The 16,643-nt window shown below is 40.5% G+C and carries 14 protein-coding genes; 3 read left to right on the top strand and 11 right to left on the bottom strand.

Translation table 11 applies throughout. The features are described from left to right. Nucleotide 1: 1 nt before the first annotated feature. Entirely contained in the window at nt 2-1,357 is a 1,356-nt protein-coding gene (gene ffh, locus V6R21_RS14585; RefSeq protein WP_334244361.1) for a signal recognition particle protein, read from the bottom strand. Between the two features lie 548 nt (nt 1,358-1,905). On the opposite strand from ffh, the gene V6R21_RS14580 reads away from it, so the two are divergent. Then, nucleotides 1,906-3,447 carry an SLC13 family permease gene (locus V6R21_RS14580; protein WP_334244360.1) on the top strand — a complete coding sequence of 514 codons (1,542 nt, stop codon included), beginning with the start codon at nt 1,906-1,908 and terminating at the stop codon, nt 3,445-3,447. An 87-nt stretch (nt 3,448-3,534) separates the two neighbouring features. Here V6R21_RS14580 and V6R21_RS14575 read toward each other — a convergent pair whose 3' ends face one another. The 8 genes from V6R21_RS14575 to V6R21_RS14540 all read right to left on the bottom strand — a co-directional run bounded on the left by V6R21_RS14575 (nt 3,535) and on the right by V6R21_RS14540 (nt 11,902). Next, the gene (locus V6R21_RS14575) at nt 3,535-4,293 is read right to left on the bottom strand and encodes an META domain-containing protein (RefSeq protein ID WP_334244359.1); all 759 of its coding nucleotides are present in this window, start codon (nt 4,291-4,293) and stop codon (nt 3,535-3,537) included. 219 nt (nt 4,294-4,512) lie between these two features. Continuing rightward, nucleotides 4,513-4,665 carry a lmo0937 family membrane protein gene (locus V6R21_RS14570; RefSeq protein WP_334244358.1) on the bottom strand — a complete coding sequence of 51 codons (153 nt, stop codon included), beginning with the start codon at nt 4,663-4,665 and terminating at the stop codon, nt 4,513-4,515. A gap of 54 nt (nt 4,666-4,719) precedes the next feature. After that, nucleotides 4,720-4,929, bottom strand: a complete 210-nt coding sequence (locus tag V6R21_RS14565; protein WP_334244357.1) for a CsbD family protein — start codon at nt 4,927-4,929, stop codon at nt 4,720-4,722. Nucleotides 4,930-4,993: 64 nt separating this feature from the next. After that, entirely contained in the window at nt 4,994-5,467 is a 474-nt protein-coding gene (locus V6R21_RS14560; RefSeq protein WP_334244356.1) for a DUF2141 domain-containing protein, read from the bottom strand. A gap of 223 nt (nt 5,468-5,690) precedes the next feature. Then, nucleotides 5,691-5,918 (bottom strand): hypothetical protein, encoded by a 228-nt coding sequence (locus V6R21_RS14555; RefSeq protein WP_334244355.1) that lies wholly within the window; start codon nt 5,916-5,918, stop codon nt 5,691-5,693. Between the two features lie 118 nt (nt 5,919-6,036). Then, nucleotides 6,037-7,464 (bottom strand): OmpA family protein, encoded by a 1,428-nt coding sequence (locus V6R21_RS14550; protein WP_334244354.1) that lies wholly within the window; start codon nt 7,462-7,464, stop codon nt 6,037-6,039. A gap of 29 nt (nt 7,465-7,493) precedes the next feature. Then, nucleotides 7,494-8,648, bottom strand: coding sequence for a PorP/SprF family type IX secretion system membrane protein (locus V6R21_RS14545; protein WP_334244353.1), 1,155 nt, complete (start codon nt 8,646-8,648; stop codon nt 7,494-7,496). 29 nt (nt 8,649-8,677) lie between these two features. Then, on the bottom strand, nt 8,678-11,902 hold the full coding sequence (locus V6R21_RS14540; RefSeq protein WP_334244352.1) for a cadherin domain-containing protein: 3,225 nt from the start codon (nt 11,900-11,902) through the stop codon (nt 8,678-8,680). Between the two features lie 354 nt (nt 11,903-12,256). Here V6R21_RS14540 and V6R21_RS14535 point away from each other — a divergent pair, with 354 nt between their 5' ends. Both V6R21_RS14535 and V6R21_RS14530 read left to right on the top strand, forming a co-directional pair. Beyond that, entirely contained in the window at nt 12,257-12,979 is a 723-nt protein-coding gene (locus V6R21_RS14535; RefSeq protein WP_334244351.1) for a PepSY domain-containing protein, read from the top strand. A gap of 70 nt (nt 12,980-13,049) precedes the next feature. Further along, a complete protein-coding gene (locus tag V6R21_RS14530; protein WP_334244350.1) occupies nt 13,050-13,268 on the top strand; it encodes a DUF3820 family protein in 219 nt (72 codons plus the stop codon). A gap of 35 nt (nt 13,269-13,303) precedes the next feature. Here the strand turns inward: V6R21_RS14530 and V6R21_RS14525 are convergent, their stop codons facing one another. Both V6R21_RS14525 and V6R21_RS14520 read right to left on the bottom strand, forming a co-directional pair. Beyond that, the gene (locus V6R21_RS14525; RefSeq protein WP_334244349.1) at nt 13,304-14,044 is read right to left on the bottom strand and encodes a DUF2625 family protein; all 741 of its coding nucleotides are present in this window, start codon (nt 14,042-14,044) and stop codon (nt 13,304-13,306) included. 70 nt (nt 14,045-14,114) lie between these two features. Next, nucleotides 14,115-16,643, bottom strand: coding sequence for a TonB-dependent receptor plug domain-containing protein (locus tag V6R21_RS14520; protein ID WP_334244348.1), 2,529 nt, complete (start codon nt 16,641-16,643; stop codon nt 14,115-14,117).

The following is a 16,643-nucleotide window of genomic DNA, read 5'->3' as shown; positions in this document are numbered from 1 at the left end:
ATTATCTACCCATCAGTCTTCCTTTAAGACCACCTTTCTTACCACCTTTCATACCTGGTACACCACCAGACATACGGTTGATTTTCTTCATGGTCTTACGCATTTCTTCAAACTGCTTGATCAGGTTATTTACCTGCTGGATTGAAGTACCTGAACCCTTAGCGATACGCTGCTTTCTTGAAGTAGACATGATCTCAGGTTTTGTACGCTCCTCAGGAGTCATCGATGAAATGATTGCCTCAACTGGTTTGAATGCGTTTTCATCAATTTCTGTATCCTTCAGCATTTTACCCATACCAGGAACCATCGCAATCAAGTCCTTGATATCACCCATTTTCTTGATGTGCTGAATTTGAGAAAGCAAATCATTGAAGTCAAACTGGTTCTTTCTCAGTTTTTTGTTCAGGCGTTTTGCTTCTTCCTCATCGTAAGCCTGTTGCGCTCTTTCTACCAGGGAAACAACGTCACCCATGCCTAGAATACGCTGAGCCATACGATCAGGGTGGAACTCGTCAAGTGTATTCTCCAGTTTCTCACCTGTTGAGATAAACTTGATTGGTTTCTCTACAACCCTTCTGATAGAAAGGGCAGCACCACCACGTGTATCACCATCCAGCTTTGTCAGTACAACACCGTCAAAGTCAAGACGCTCGTTAAAGGTCTTCGCTGTATTTACAGCATCCTGACCAGTCATCGAGTCAACAACAAAAAGTGTTTCTGACGGTTTGACCGCTGCTTTTACTGCCTCGATCTCTTTCATCATCTGCTCGTCTACTGCCAAACGACCCGCAGTATCGACGATCACCAGACTTTTGCCGTTTTTCTTTGCATATTCAATTGCGTTTTGCGCAATTTCAACTGGGTTTTTGTTTTCTCTTTCAGTGTAAACTTCAACACCAGTTTGCTCACCCAAAGTCTCCAGCTGGTCAATCGCAGCAGGACGATAAACGTCACCTGCAACCAAAAGCACCTGCTTGCCAGCCTTCTTCATTTTCAGACCCAACTTACCCGTAAAGGTCGTTTTACCTGAACCTTGAAGACCTGAAATAAGCACAACGGCAGGGTTACCTGTTGGGTTAAAAGGAACAACCGTACTACCCATCAGTTCTGTAAGTTTGTCACTTACAATCTTAATGAACAACTGACCTGGTGAAACGGCAGTCAGTACTTTCTGACCTAGTGCCTCTTCCTTAATATCATTGGTAATTTCTTTAGCTACCTTAAAGTTAACGTCGGCATTCAACAGGGCTTTACGGATTTCTTTTACCGTTGTCGCTACGTTGATTTCGCTGATGCGTCCTTCACCTTTAAGGTTTTTGACCGCACGGTCTAACTGTTGACTTAAATTATCAAACATGTATTTCTTATATTTTGGATGCTGAAAGAGATAAAGTTCCTACTAAACAGGCATATATAAAAACCAGATGTTTGCTTTCCAATTTTTATACGTGGGTTTTATCTGCTTTCAATTTTTTCCCGTTAAACGATTCGAAGTGGCAAAAATATTACTTATTAAAGATAAATACAATTTATTCCTTTTATAGGATGCAGGTATGACAGTAGAAGTTCCATTTATTGGATTATGGAAACAACCGTAATACAAAAAGAAGTTGCTAAACCTTTTCAATCCAAACCCAAAAATAATCCACTACCACTCCAATCCCTGACTAACACAGAATACATCACCACCTTTATACTAATTTAACCAATCTCACTGATTACATGTTTGTTGCAAACACATAACAAATATCAAAAGTTTCAGTACCTGCCTTCTATCCTCTCTCCAAAACTGGGTTTCAAATAACATTCATTTAAAAATGGTGACCATCCTCACTAAAAAGTTTTTTAAGTAATACTTATTTAGCTACAGATAATTAAACGAACAACAAAAACCACCACCTATTTATGAACAGCATTGGTCAAACTTTTAAAAGCAAAAGTATGACCGCTACTACGCTAAAAGAAGAGCAATATTCGGAAGTTTCTGGCAGGACCACCAAACGACTTCTGCTTGACCCTGACAGTAACCCTCAGCTTGCTCTTTGGCTTAAAATAGCGGCATGTGTGTTAATTCCAATTCTCGTACTGTTAATCCCTCAAGGGTATATCCCGATTGAAGGCATGACAATTATCCAGCAAAGGGTACTGGCGATCTTTGTGATGGCAACTCTTCTTTGGATTTTGGAACCAGTTCCTATTTACGCTACTTCAGTACTGATTGTCACCATGTTGCTGATGCTGACATCTGACAAAGCCCTCATTTTTATGAAAATGGATGAAGGCCCTATTTTCGGAGCGCTTCTGCCCTATAAAGATATACTCAGCACGTTTGCTTCACCGATCATCATGCTATTCCTTGGCGGTTTCTTTTTGGCAATGGCTGCAACCAAATACCAACTGGATCAGAACCTTGCAAGGGTGCTGCTAAAACCATTTGGCAAAAAACCTTCCCATGTGATGTTGGGACTGATGCTCATAACCGCTCTTTTCTCAATGTTTATGAGCAATACGGCAACAACCGTTATGATGCTTGCAATCCTAACCCCTGTGTTGGCTAGCTTGCCTGCAAAAGAAAAAGGTAGATTGGGTTTTGTCTTGGCAATTCCAATCGCTGCCAATACGGGGGGAATAGGAACGCCCATCGGGACTCCTCCAAACGCCATCGCCATGAAGTACCTCACAGGTGAAAATGCGATCAGCTTTGGTCACTGGATGGCTTTTGCAGTACCATTTGTCATGATCATTCTTTTGGCTTCTTGGTTCATTCTTCAGAAGTTTTACCCATGCAAGAAAGAAGAGATCACCATCAATATTAAAGGGGCTTTTGACAAATCTCCAAAGGCCATTACCGTATATGTCACTTTTGTTGTGACTATCCTACTATGGTTATTGGGAGGGTTGCACGGAATGAATGCCTATGTAGTTGCCATTATTCCTGTAGCGGTATTTACCCTTACCAATATCATCACAAAAGACGACTTGAAAAGAATAAGTTGGGATGTACTGTGGTTAGTAACAGGCGGCATTGCCATTGGTATGGCGTTGGAAAAAAGCGGGTTGGCAAGTGCCGCCGTTGCCTCTATCCCATTTGCATCTTTCTCACCATATGTAGTTATCCTATCAGCGGCAGTGCTGAGTATTGTCATGGCAAACTTTATGTCCAATACAGCGACTGCCAACCTACTGATGCCAATTGTGGTAGCTCTGGCCATTTCAATGGAAAGCCTGATTCCTTATGGAGGGCTGAAAGCCATTATGGTCTGCGTAACATTTGCGTCCTCTTTGGGTATGGCGTTACCTATCAGTACGCCTCCTAATGCCTTGGCCCATGCCACTGGTGTCATCCAAACCAAAGACCTGATCCGAACAGGTGTATTGGTTGGTATGATGGGGCTTATCCTGACATTTATACTTGTTTATCTAATGAATTCATTGAATTGGTTATAGTTAATTTGGTTATTTGATTGAAAAAAGGCACTGTCAGTAATGCTAATTACTTGACAGTGCCCTTTTTATTTAGTTCCTAAAACTGTTTCAATCTGTTCTCTTGAAGGTCATAATTACCTTGTCATTCTCCATCAAAGACAACACACCCTCGATAAACTCATAGGTATATTCCTTATCTGAAAGTGCTTTGAGAAAAGCTGTCTCAAGTTGAATATCAGGGCAACTTTTCCGTGTGGCTGTAATACTGCTAAATGCCAAACGCTCACCTCTGGCTTTGATCTGTCCCTGAATCTGATTGCACCCTGCCTGCCCCAACATTTTTTCATGAGCAGGAAACAGCTCCAACCTGGGTCTTTCCTTTGCTGCATCCAACTCCTCATTGTGTCCTTCAAAAGTGTGTAACACCCAGATATCGTGCAACCTGTAATTGAAGGAATGTTGTCCGCAACCACTGTAGGTTTTGCCATCAAACTTTACTTCTACATTATGCGGATACACTTTTTCGTTCTCCGTATCCTCACACTGCTTGTCATTAATGATAATTGCCAGCTTTCCACTCTCCACTTCCGAATAATAAGTAACACTGGACTCTGCCCAAACCGGAGAAGGAACAGGGGTTTCGATCCCCTTGCCGTCAGCCAGCTTAAATGTTACTTTCTTATCAAAGTCTATACTCAGTGTCCAATTGGGCTGATGCCCTTCAGCAATAAAATCATGAGTGTTCTCTTCTTCCGTTGAGCGCAATACAATCTCCTTATTTTCACCCTTGGACTGCTCCTGTTTTTTTTCATTGGTAGCACACCCCATTATCAAAAACAGCAGAATGATAGTAGAAACCCTTTTCATAGTCTATTATTTTAATTTTGCTTACCGCTCAATTTGGGTGAAGTAACACATTATTGCAATAAACATCATGGCTTTCTTTTTCATTCCTTTCTTTCTGACTTGAAATTGAAAACAATGCAACATACACAATGACTTAAGTTTACTTTAGCACACAAAAATACGGCTCGAATTACCAACAGTAATTCGAGCCGTTCTGATATTATATGTATGTGTTGTTTCCTAAATTGATCGACCTCTAATCAATCTTAGGGCAACTGCTGCAACAGCAATCACCAACAGAATGTGGATCAGGTTACCGGCACTGTATACAAAGAACCCCAGTACCCAACCAATGATTAAAATGACGGCGATCAAATACAATAAATTACTCATGACTTTAGTTAGTTGTGGTTGAAAATTCAATTAGCTGTTGGGTTCAGCTCATTACTAGTGTCGAGTCCTGAAAGCCTCGTAATGCTTCTTCAGCTCAGCGTCAATCTGTTCTTTTGTTTTACCAGTTTCCTGCTGAATACGTCCGATGATCTCATCTGCCTTACCTTCAGCCCATGTTTCATCATCATTTACAAGGTTACCATATTTCTGTTTTACGATACCTTTGAACTCGTTCCAGTTACCTTCTGTGATTAGCTTGTTCATTTTTCTATCTGTTTTGGGTTGTACATCAATTACTGTCACAAAGCAGTACGATCAGACTGCCATATTATCTTCTATAAGTAAGTCCTATGGATATTTGGCTATCTCCATCTACCTCAAAAAGCCTTTTCTTGAAAGAGGGTTTTCCAAGGCTGGCATCCGGATTATTGGAGAACCCATACCCTTCTTGCGGGATACCTACCAGATTTTTATCTAATTTCTTGTTGTCGTTTGCATCATGGTAAACACGTAATTCGTATTGACCATCTGGAATATCTTCAAAGTAAACCTGTGTTTCGCCCTCCAAAGCATCAACCATCTTTCTGGATATCGATCTCTTATGGACATCTCTCAGTTCGAGCATCAGGTTACCCTCTCCTGTCAATACATTCTCTACTGCTACTTCCAAAGTGTTGCTTGATTGACCTCTTTCTGTTACTTGCTCGACTTGATTCAAGCTTGTCTCTTGAGCAAGTATAAAAAGAGGAAGTAACCAGCAAACCAACAGGAAGCCAGCAGTCTTATATTTTAAATAGAGCATCGCTATATGATTTTATTCCATTGACGTTATTGTCTTGTTTACCTAATAGAGTGAAAGTACTGTACCAAACTGAAAATGAGTCTGAAATGAAGATTTTGAGAGGTTGTATGTTGGAATTCAACTACAAATTGTGGAGAAATGGGAACAATTTTCACAAAAAAATAGCGTCTGACCTTCAAATGAGATCAGACGCTGAAGTAAATTTTTTGACTGAAAATTTACGTTAGTGTTTTTTTCTTTGCCCAGGAGCATATGATTTAGCTGACTTCGATCCTGTCATCTTTTTCATTTGTCCCGGAGGTATTGATTTACTACTGCTGCCTGAAGATCTGTAAACTGGTCTTTTGGCTCCTACATGGTAAATACCTGTACAACTGTACATAAAAGTAGAGATAGCGGCAATAGTGATGATGCTAACTGAACGTCTTAGTAGGTTTGAACTCATTCTCATTTGTTAATCCATTTTAATGAATTCACATGCTTTGGTCGCATAGTGAAAAATACACCAACTAAGATTGCAAATGCTTTGCCATAAAGACTTCAGGTAACAATTTACCCCTAAAAAGAAACTACTTTTTAAGACTTGAGGTAGAAACGTCACGGGAATCCATTAAAGTGAATTCGACCCTTCTGTTCTGTTGTCTACCTTCTCTGCTGTAATTATCGGCTAGTGGCTTTTCCTCTCCATGATACTCAATAGCAATTCTATCTTCTGTGATCTCATGGGCAATCAAAAAGTCACGAATGGCAGCTGTTCTGTCTTCTGAAAGCTTGATATTCGCCTTTTTATCCCCAACAAAATCCGTATGTCCATCCAAAAGAATCGTTAAAGAAGGTAACTGTTTCATGGTATAAACCAACTGTTCCAACATAGGCAAATGATTGAGTAGTAACTCAGATGAGCCTGTAGCAAACAGGAAAAAATGTTTTTCGTCTTTGTTTAACACCTTCTTCCTTTCTTCTCCATTAATGACTTCTTCAGTTGAGGTACTGTCCTCTAACTTATTTTCACCATCCTTAGCGACTTCAGTATTCTCTGAGGTTTCCTTTTTAGCTAAAACAGCCTCTTTCTTTTCCCTCATTTTAACCACAAAAATGTCTGCCAACCTGCGGTAATGTTCACGGTTACTAGCCAAAAGTGCTCTACTGCTGTCTGCCATGACAAAGTAACCATCATATCCTTCAGAGTTGACGGCTCTCAGGTTTACAGGTTCTGACCAATTTTGCCATGTATCATCCAACCTATGAGCATAATAAATGTCAGCACTTCCCCTACCTCCATGGCGATTGCTTGAGAAATACAAAGTCTTGCCGTCAGGACTTAAGTATGGGGACATTTCCGTTTTTGAGGAGTTAAGCTTTTCTCCTAAATGGATTGGCTCTGACCACCACTCCTGTTCAGATTCCCCTTCCTTTACCTGATGGAAACGGTGCCAGCCCTTGTACTTGAAGCAAACATAGAGGTCATCGTAACCTACGGAATCACCTCTTCTCATTGCCAAAAGCAATACATCGCCATCACCGTTCATATACATGGCACTGATATCATTTAGCCCCTCGACCTTCATAGAAACAGGTTTCTGCCATTTACCATCTTTCAAGTCAGAGTACTGAATCTGGACATTCCCTTTCAAGGATTCCATCAAGTAAAGGCGCTTCCCATCCTTGTGAATACCAATCACTGCATTGTTTCCGATGGTATTGAATTCAGACATCGGTTCAGGTGTCAGCCATCTGCCATCCTTGCGGATACTTCTCCATATATCCTGACCTCTAAATTTTCCTCCTTTATTGTCCTGATGGATAAATCGGGTAAAATACAATGTCATCCCATCAGGTGAGAGTAGTGGCAGGATTTCTTCCGCACCGGAATTTATTTCTTCACTTACCAGCTTCCTAGGTTGGTCAAATTCAAATAGCTCCTGGGCTCTTGCCTTCTGAACAAAAGCTACAGCAAGCAGCGCCAATATAAGGCTGCCTATATATCGAAAAATCATGGGTAAAATATCTCTTAGTTTGCTAATCATTACCATATATAAGGAGAAGGGGCTTTGCCTTTAACCATCATAAAACGAAGCGATACTTCGTGTGTCCCCACATTGTTTGTTTTCAACTCTGTAAGGGCATAATCAAATGCATAACCCACCTTGATGGCATCTGTTATCATGATCCCTGCCATAAAATCTACCGACTCTTTATGTCTGTAATAGGCACCTACCATCAACTTATTGTCATAAACAGCTTTCATGCTCAAGTTGACCACTGATGGCGACAATTGTTTCTGCTGAACTAGAATCCCAGGCGTTAGCAACATTTTTGTTCCAGCTTCAATTCTCAGTCCCAACAAGATATTATGGACATCTTCTATAGCTTTCTCATTAAGTTGAAGCTGGCTTTCGCCCAAACTGCTGCCTAACATATTGGTATATGAATAACCTGCATAGAAGTGCTCATTATAGATGGTTGCTCCTACATTCAAATAACCATAACCTTCGGCTCCCCCTATACTCTGGTAATCAATGTAAGTAGGGTCATTGACATCACGGATAGTCAAATCTGAGACATTCAAGCGGTTATTGCTGTACACACCGGCAACCCCTATCGCTGCTTGCCACTTTCTAGAAATAGGCATATGAAATGCATATGAACCATTGACCTGATATGAGGTAAAAACACCCGCTTCCTGATAAAGTACAGCAGCTCCAAGTCCATGTTTCAGTTGTGACCTAAAAGACTTCTGCCTTAACTTCTTCCTCAACGCTGACTTGGTTTTGGAATCCATTCTTCTAACTGATGTCTTGATACTGTCTTTTACATATCGGTGAAAAAGGGATGGATCACTGATCATCAAAGCATTTTCAGGGTACTCCACCTCTTCAGCCAACTTGTCAATATCATATGGGCTCTTATACTTCAACTTACGTCTACCAAAACGCTTTCTCTTCCCTTCGATCGTGAAGTTCGAATTGAAGAACATTGTAGTCGGAGCACCTTCATCACCTGCCCATTGCTGTCTTACGCCTAGGTTGAAGTCCGAGAAATTCTCTATCCCAGTAAAGGCTGGGTTATAGGTGGAAATAATTTCTGAGTATTGGGTAACGTGCGGTTGTTGTGCATGCACCTGATGTGCCATAAAAAACAGCAACAACAGCACTGAACTGATATATTTAAACAAATTCATTTTCAAAAAATTTACAGTTAAAAAAATGTCTACCTAAGAATTGTAACTGTACCTTTCATTGGCTTGATTCCTTCAGCAAAAGTGATCACATAGAAATAGCTACCAACCGGCAAGACTTTGCCATTGTACTTTCCACTCCATTCATGATTACCTACTGACTCGAATACCCGCTGTCCTGTCGCATCAAAAACCTCGACCTTTACGCCTGGGTAATCATCCAGTTCTGTGATATACCAAGTATCATTGAAACCATCACCGTTTGGTGTAAATGAGTTGTAAACCACAGGCTCTGGTAGCGTTTCGATACTGATTGCCAAAACTTCCTCATAAGATAAAGTAGGGTTCCCGTTGTCTGTTGCTCTTACTTTCACAAACAGGGTGATTTCCTCAGTTACAATGGCCTGTGCCACATAAAGCTGGTTTCCAGCAATCCTAAAAAATGCATTATCAGTATCACCTTCTCCTACCAACTCAAATGAATGCTGATCTTCCACGTCAATATCTTCCGCAGTCAGGTTGCCAACCAAAGTACCCGAAGGCGTCAGTTCTTTTACTACATCATTGTCCAAGTAAATTGCATAAGGTGCATTGTTCTTATTTTCAATCTGAACAATTATGGTAGCAGTTGTAGAAAGTCCCAAGTTGTCTGTTACTTCAACCTTCAACACATATGATGATTTCACCAACACATCAATAGTGCTATTGTTCGCAACCAACAGATTTCCTTCCACCTCACTTATATCAAATACTCCATCCTCATTTCCCTCAATGATTTCAAAAGTAAATGAAGTTGCTTTCTCACTACTTGCTGTCACCTTTCCAACAATGGTCCCATTTTCAATATCTTCAGCAATTGTAAATACCTGATCTTCCACTACTGGCGGTGCTACCGGCTTTTCAACCTCCACAGTGACAGTAGCAATATCAGCCAATAGGTTTTGGTCTTTCACCTCCACCTGAATCTCATAAAAGTTTCTAGTTGCGTAGTCCAATACACCTTCCTGAGTTATATAAAATGCACCTGTCGTTGCATTTACGCCAAAGAGACTATTGATATTTCCACCAACTATCCTATACAAGTAGTTGGGTGTACCCCCTGTCGCCACAAGTGTTTCCAATATTGTATTGGCAACAACCGTTTCCTCTACCGTTACAGCCGCATTTGCTAACTCAGGAGGTGTCAGCACCCTGATTACAAATTCCTTCTCAAAACTTAGGGAAGGTGTTCCGTTATCCGTAACAGCAACCAGAATTGTAAACGATGTCTTATCTGATGTGAGGAAAGCTGAAGTGGTTCTTAGCTCATTGCCATTAGCCATTCCGAAGAAGGCCTGATCATATCCTGCAGCATCCACCAGTGCAAAAGAATGTGTATCTCCATTATCAGGATCTTCAGCTGTAAAGATTCCTACCAAAGCATTGGCAGTAATTGCATCACTTCTTACAACCTCGTTGTTAGACAAACTGATATCAACTGGAGCCTCATTTACATTATTGACGATGATATCAAACTGCTTGGTAAAAGTTTCACCATCCTGATCCTTAACCTCAACAGAAATCCTGTAGGCTGCCTTGGTTTCAAAGTCTAACTCAGTAGCTGTCACCAGCTCATCACCATTAAGGCTGAAAAGTGCATTATCCAATTCTCCACTGATCAGTGAGAAAACATGTGTATCACCATCATCAGGGTCTACTGCTGTAAAAACCCCCACTGTTGTCCCTGCAGGTTGTGCTTCATCTACCTGATTGTTGCTTAAAAGAATATCTGTAGGAGCTTCATTTCGATCTGACTTTATCACATTTACGATGAAGTTCTCCTGAATTCTAAATGCACCATCGTATGATTCAACCCTAAACGAAAGTGTGTTCTTGGTGTCATAATCAAGCTCCGCGTTGGTAAATAGACTGTCATTTCTAATAAAGAATGAGGCATTGTCCCCGTCTCCCTGACCACTTACCAAGCTGTATATATACGTATCGTAGAGATCCTCATCTTCTGTTGAAAGCGTTCCTACATACGTGCCGATTGGCGCATCTTCACTAATGCTGTCACCCGAAAAATGTATAGCAGTAGGTTCTTCGTTGACATCAGTCACTTTTACAGTAAATACACTTTCAACTGTAAGGCCACCCAAATCAGTCCCTATCACTTTTACTTCATACAGGCTATCTTCCTCATAATTAAATTCCTGATTGGCAACTAAAAATGAGTTCAGTGGCGGATTACTATAGAATGCATCATTGCTATGATAAAGTCCGTCAGGGTATAGTATCCCAAATGAATTGTTATCTAACTCACCAATAGGCAGTTCAAACTCGTAACTGTCCACAGCATCAAGGTCTGTAGCGATCAACTGGCCAACCAAATCAACATCACCGTTCTCAGGAATTTCCAGATTATCCAACGAAATACTTGTTGGCACTTTATTATCGGCTACCACAACCGTATGTCCATAACCTGCCGATGCCAAACTCACGCTTCTTCCTTCTAACAAGGCTACCTCGTTCGATTGCCTGAAGGTTTGGTTTCCCCACGACACTACCGTATTGTCATTCAATACTGCTACAGTATGGTGGTTTCCTGCATCAATAAACTCTGCTTTGTTACCAACCTCGGTAGGGACTTCAGTCTGATGGTGGAATGTATTGTCACCCCAAGCGACAACAGAACCATCATTCTTCAGCGCAACTGAATGCAACTCCCCCGCCGCTACCATTTTCACATCCGAAAGAGCTGACATCGTTGCTGCATCGGTCTGGTTATAGTCATTTCTACCCCAACCATCTACGGTATTGTCGTTCTTCACAACAAGGGTATGAAAATTACCTACACTAATGCTTTTCACATCTGTAATGGTAGATGGAATGGATATCTGACCATATTTATCATCTCCCCAAGCGATCAACGTACCATCTGCTTTTAGGACAACTGCATGGTCATCTCCAGCACCGATCTGTACAACCGGTGAACCTGAGTTGACTACTGTGGGAATTGATGCTGAAGTGATATAATCGTTTCCAATATCAAATTCCAACACGCCAATTGTTCCATCATTTTTCAGATACATGGTATAATAGAAACCAGCAGCAATTGCTTTAATATCGGTAATACCTGTAGAAGTATTATTTATTCTGAGCTCCCCATCCATTACAATGGCTGTATGGGTGTAGCCTGCTGAAATCAAAGATACATTGACTGCCCGATAAGGCTCTGCTAACTGTCCATTTGTGGTTTCTCCCCAATCGATAATCATTTGGGAAGTAGACTGACCGTAAATGCTAAAAGGTATGCAACAGCATAAAACCTTCAATAAAAAAATCGTTTTGTAAAAAATTCTCATTTAATAAAAAAGTATGGGTAAAGTAAAAGTTGGAAATATAAATGAGTTTTAATGTTAAAACAAGCTTTTACTGTTGTAGAAAAATGTAATGATAATTAGTAATCTTAATGCATTTGGATTTTTGGCTTTATCTTATAGTTTTAAAATATTGATAGTCAAACAATAAAAACCCATCATTATTCACTTATGGATACTTAATAATTATTTCACCTAACACATCAATTCAACTAATGATTTTTTGTATCCTTGCAGCTTAATCTGATTCTTATGAGGCGTAAAACACACCTGTTTATACGAAAGTCACACCGTTACCTTGGCATTCTGATTGGCATCCAGTTTTTCTTTTGGACACTGGGAGGACTTTATTTCAGTTGGAGCAACCTTGATGCAATTCATGGTGACCATTTCCGAAAACCCAAAGTAACACCACCTGCCATTGATGCTGCAATTTTGGCAAACATGGTCAACACGACGCTTAAGGTTCAGCAATTGGAAACCCGAAAATTCAATGGAAAACTGTATTTATGGGTCAACAAGCAACAGTTGATTGACCCGATTACATGGACAGATAAAGGGCCTATCACAAAAGATGAAGCTGTAGCTATCGCAAAAGAAAACGTCTTGGATGCTTATTCCATTGACAGTGTATCATATATTACCGAAACTAGTAAACATAGTGAGTACAGAGGACGACCACTCCCTGCATGGGTAATTCATTATGCAGGTAATGACCATTTAAAAGGCTATATCAGCACCAAGGATGGGAGATTCCATATGGCAAGGCATAATGACTGGAGAGTATTTGATTTCCTATGGATGTTACACACAATGGATTATGAAGGCAGGGACAATATCAATAACTGGCTTTTAAGATTTTTTTCTGTTTTAGGAATGCTTACTATTATATCAGGTTTTGCTTTGTATTTTTACACTTCAAAAACCTTTAGGAGTAAAACTAGAAACAGCAAAAAACTTCAAAAAGCCTTTTAGGATTATTTATCCAACATGGTTAAATCAGCATTTACTTCCTTTTGATTCAACACCTTTCAACACAAGCAATATGTTTGATAAAACAATACTTTTGGAAATTGTCAGAATGAAAATGCCATTCGGAAAATATGCAGGAACTTTAATCTGTGACCTGCCTGTGAGTTACCTTGAATGGTTTCAAAGAAAAGGATTTCCACAAGGAAGGTTGGGCGTTCTTCTTGAGACCACATATGAGATCAAACTGAATGGATTACAAGAGATTATCACGCAACTTAAAAAGATGAAGTAATCTTTAGGGAAAGAAAAAAGCGACTTAATGGTCGCTTATTTATTTTCAGTATTGTCTGTCATCATGGCTAAATGAAATTCCCATAACTTTTCTACCGAAACGGGCATCTTTCTACTCTCATCATCAATTCCTCCCCCATACCATAATGGCGGAAAAAAGTGAAAAGCCTCATCTCCTCTCAATCTTCGGACATCATTTCTCCAGTTTCGCCATTTATACTTACTATAAAACTCATCAAGATCACCATTGAAAGCCCACCAAATAAAGTCTTCGTACCCTATCCCTAATGACTCCCACTCCAGTGTATCTGGGCCAAGGTAATAGACCATACCAATGTCATCTCCAAACTCACCTCCATTCACGGCAAAGAACCCACCAATTGCATCATCTGCCACCAACAAAAAATCAGGAACTTCTCCGTACTGCTCAAATGACTTATGAAGGTTCCAACCAGAGACTGTCCGCTGCAATCTGTGAGAGCCTGAGCCTAGGATTCTCAGCCAACCACCTTCAACAAGCAGACCTCCTGTATGGTAAATAATCGCCCCAAGTGGATACTCCGACGGCACCTGTGTCCGAAACAGTACTGAATCAGCATCCGACTGGTACCTGTAGAGTATTTCCACTGAGTTTCTCCCTTGATGCACCCAGTCCCTCACTTTCCGCCACCCTCTTTCTTCATGATCAACCAGCTCTGCCAGTGGCTTAAGATAAGGGACTTGCCCTATAACAGTTTGTGAAACAAATAATAATACGATAGACACTAGCAATTTCATCCTCATCCCTTGTTACAAAAAGATTTACTCCTTTTGATACTAACCTCCTTAGTTATTTCAGATTGTAACTTTATTGAAATTTATAATATAAAGTAAATAACAAAAGTCTCCCTTCCCCTCTAGTACGGCCTATATTGTCAGTATTTATCAAAGCAGGAAGAAAGTAAGCCTTATTGAAAAGGTTTTGTCCTTTTAGTGAGAACTTCAATGTCTCTGACAGTTTGAATGACACATTAGCGTGTACAAGTGTATAGGCATTGTTTGCTTCCACTTTATGAAAATCATCTTCATTTGTAGTTTGATCTTCCCCTTCGTCCTTTACGATCACATAAGACTTTCCGGAATGGTTTGCCATCAGTTGGATGTTCCATCGTTCTCTGAATGCAACTCCTGTTCCAGCACTCCATTTAAATGAAGGATAAAATAGTAGTGGTGATTCTGAGTCCTCGAATACAACTCCCTCGTATTGGTAATTCATATCAGACTTGGAGTCAATCATTGTAATGTTTGCAAACGGTGTTAAAGTCAACTCACTATTTACCGGAAGTGTCAACCTTAACTCTCCCTCCATTCCATTGAGCACATAGGTCTTTGCATAGTTTTGATAATAACTACTCCCCGAAACAGTCGGTTGGCGGTAGATTAACCCTTCTATTTCATTATGATACACATTGGCTTCATAAGCAAGTGTCACTCCTTTGAAAGGGATTTCCCCTGCCATTGCCAATTCAAAACTGTCTATCAGCTGTGAAGACAAGCCTTTTGCATCGTCCGGATCGTCTATAAATGTACCAATACCTGGTGTTTGTCTGTAAAGGAACATTGGTGGTAAAAATGCCGAACCGTACATTGCCTTAATCCTTAACTTATCCCTTTTTACTTTTCCCGAAAAAGGAATATACACCATTGAGAACCGTGGGCTCAAATGGTTTCGAAACACAAAGTCATTCAATGGGGCATACTGTCGGTGCCAGTTATAACGCAATCCGGCTGTCACCTGCAATTTATCTTCTATCAAGTGGCGTTGTGTCTGAACAAAAGCTGCTGCTACATTCTCCCCCGGATTAAAGAACCCTGAAGAAGGCGGCTTAAAGTAATTATCCAATTCATTATAGAATAAGCCGGGAAATGTATTGTTTCCTGCGGTAACCATGCCTTGCCTCAAGTACTGGTAATTCCACCAGTTCAGTGAGGATTCAAACCCAAAAATGGTTAGCGCTTTCTCATCCTTGAACTGCAATTTCTTGGTGGTGTATTCCATAGCAATATCAATTCGGGTTTCATCCCCCAAGAGTCGCTGAACACCTTTGTGGGTATTATCACTATTCAGGTAAAAATCCTTATGGAACAGGTTAATGGCACCAGATAAGACAAGTCTATCCTCTTTGTTATGAAAAAAGTCATAATCGGCTTTCAGAAACTCTCTCCTATCCAATCGGGTGCGAGGTATTGAATCACTCGCCCAAAACAGGTTGTTACCAGACCTTGCATATACCATGGTCGTTGACTCAGCATTGGCTGTTACCGAAATACCATTCTGAGACTTATAACTCATCAGCAAGCTATAACTAGGGTTGTATTTGCCAACTGTCTCATTGTATTGTTGCTTATCCTCAGGGTTTGCCGAAAAGTAATATTGGTCTGCTTGTGAAGGGTTATAGACGAATTCATTCCCTCCTGACCTATAAAAAGTGCCCGACAGGTAAAAGTTGGAAGTAGCATTGAAGCTATTTCCATACTGGAAGTTCATCTTGTACATACTTCTGTCCAGCAGGTTACTCGAACTTAAGTCTGCTGTCGCTCCAGTACCAATAGAGGCTGACAACTGCCCTCCACTAAAGGTTTTACCGTTTTTAGTAATGATATTGACAATCCCACTGAAAGCATTCCCACCATATAGCGCCGACCCAGGGCCACGGACAACTTCCACTTGCTCAACATAATCCAAGCTAATCCAATCAGGGGATGTAGAAGATGTAAGTAAGTCTGTCACACGATGACCATCTATCAGGAAAAGTACGTGCTGTACGGTTGAACCACTGACACCTCTTGTGCCAAAATTTCTTTCATTGGAATCTCCCAACTCAGCAAACCCCGGTGTAATACGCAATAAGTCCATGATATTGGTAGCCCCTAAAGCTTCAATATCCTTTGAGGTAAATACCTTCAGGACAAAGGGCGCCATATCACGATCCTGCCTGAACTTACTGACAAAAATATACTCCTGCTGCTGCGTTTGGTAAATATGGTCTACTCGCTCCCTAAACAATTCATCTTCAGAATAACGAGGCAAATCACTTGGAGAAAAACTAGGATCATTTTCCATCAGCGTGACCAGATCCTGTTTCATCAAATCTGGGTACGTTCTATAGTCTGTATAAATTTTCCATTTGAGCAAACTTATCCGCTCCTCCCTTGTCCATTTCTTGTTAGAGTTCACCTCCAAAGAATCAAAGTGGTCAAGTGCTTTCCATTCATGTCCACCTTTATCCAAATACTCCTTGATATTGGAGATATGCGTGGCGCTTCGGTCATATTTTACCTGAGCCTTTACTGTAAATCCAGTAAAAAGTAGAATCAGTAAAAAAAACTTTCTCAT

The sequence above is a fragment of the Limibacter armeniacum genome, from assembly GCF_036880985.1.
Taxonomy (GTDB): Bacteria; Bacteroidota; Bacteroidia; order Cytophagales; family Flammeovirgaceae; genus Limibacter; species Limibacter armeniacum.
This window is presented reverse-complemented; position numbering and strand designations above follow the sequence as displayed.